The organism is Variovorax glucosi, from assembly GCF_051216695.1.
GTDB lineage: Bacteria > Pseudomonadota > Gammaproteobacteria > Burkholderiales > Burkholderiaceae_C > Variovorax.
This window is the reverse complement of the sequence record NZ_JBPJZE010000064.1, coordinates 1-1,198: the sequence shown is the minus strand read 5'-3', so window position 1 is coordinate 1,198 and position 1,198 is coordinate 1. Positions and strand designations below refer to the sequence as shown.

Annotated in this window: 1 pseudogene; it reads left to right on the top strand. The window is 65.6% G+C overall.

The window, feature by feature from the left end:
- Positions 1-141: 141 nt before the first annotated feature.
- Positions 142-1,062: pseudogene (locus ACSFA3_RS22870) on the top strand (pseudouridine synthase).
- The last annotated feature ends 136 nt before the right edge of the window (positions 1,063-1,198 follow it).

Below are 1,198 nucleotides of genomic sequence, written 5' to 3'. Positions count from 1 at the left end.
GGAAGAGCTGCTCGAACGCTGCATCGACGCGGTGCCCGCATCGGTGGCCGCACTGAAAGACCGCTGCCTGCAGCCCGACCCCACCGCGCGCCCGACGTTCGCCCAAGCGCTGTCGTTGCTGCAGCAAGCATCTTCATCGCCATGACCCGGCGCCGACCGCCGCAGCTGCCGCTACCCACGCGCGACGGCGTAGGCCCGAGCTGCGTCGGCCTGTCTTCCGGCCCCTGGCCGACCATTGCCGAATTCCTGATAGAGCGCTCTTCCTCGATTTCGCGCGAGTCCTGGCTCGAACGAATCTAAGCAAATTACTTCATCTACGCGCACTGCGTGCCCGTGACCGCGATGCGCCGCTACGAGTCGCCGCTGCGCGTGTACTACTACCGCACGCTCTACGACGAGGTACGCATCCCCTTCGAAGAGCAGATCCTGTTCCAGGACGACGAACTGCTTGTCGTGGACAAGCCCCCCTTCGTGCCCGTCACGCCCACCGGCAAATACCTGCAGGAAAGCCTGCTGGTGCGCCTCAAACGCAAGCTGAAGCTCGACGAGCTCGTGCCTATGCACCGCATCGACCGCAGCACTTCGGGGCTGGTGCTGTTCTCGGTGCGGCACGCCACGCGCGGCGCCTACCAGGCGATGTTTCCCGAGCGCCGCATCGCCAAGCACTACGAGGCCATCGTGCCGTGGCGCGAGGGCGTGTCGTCGGTGCCCGAGATTTATCGCAGCCGGCTGGTCGACGACGAGCACTTCATGCGCGTGCGGGAAGAGCCCGGCGAGCCCAACTCCGAAACCCGCATCGAGGTGCAGGAGATGCGCGACGGCCACGCGCTGCTGAAGCTCTCGCCGATCACGGGCCGCAAGCACCAGCTGCGCGTGCATTGCATGGCGCTGGGCATGCCGATAGTGAACGACCCGATCTACCCAGTGCTGCTGCCTGAGGGTGCAGACGACTTCGGCAAGCCTTTGCAGCTGCTGGCCCGATCGCTGGCTTTTCTCGACCCGGTGACCGGCGACCTGCGCAGCTTCACCAGCCCCCGGAGCCTGTCGCTGACACCGAGGTGACGCGCGCGCGGCGCGGCGCGCACTAAGCTCGTTTCCTGGATTTGCCTTGCCGATCAATCAGTCATTCAGGAGACACCCACACCATGGACACCACCCAACTCTTCTCGCTGAAGGGCCGCACGGCGCTGATCACCGG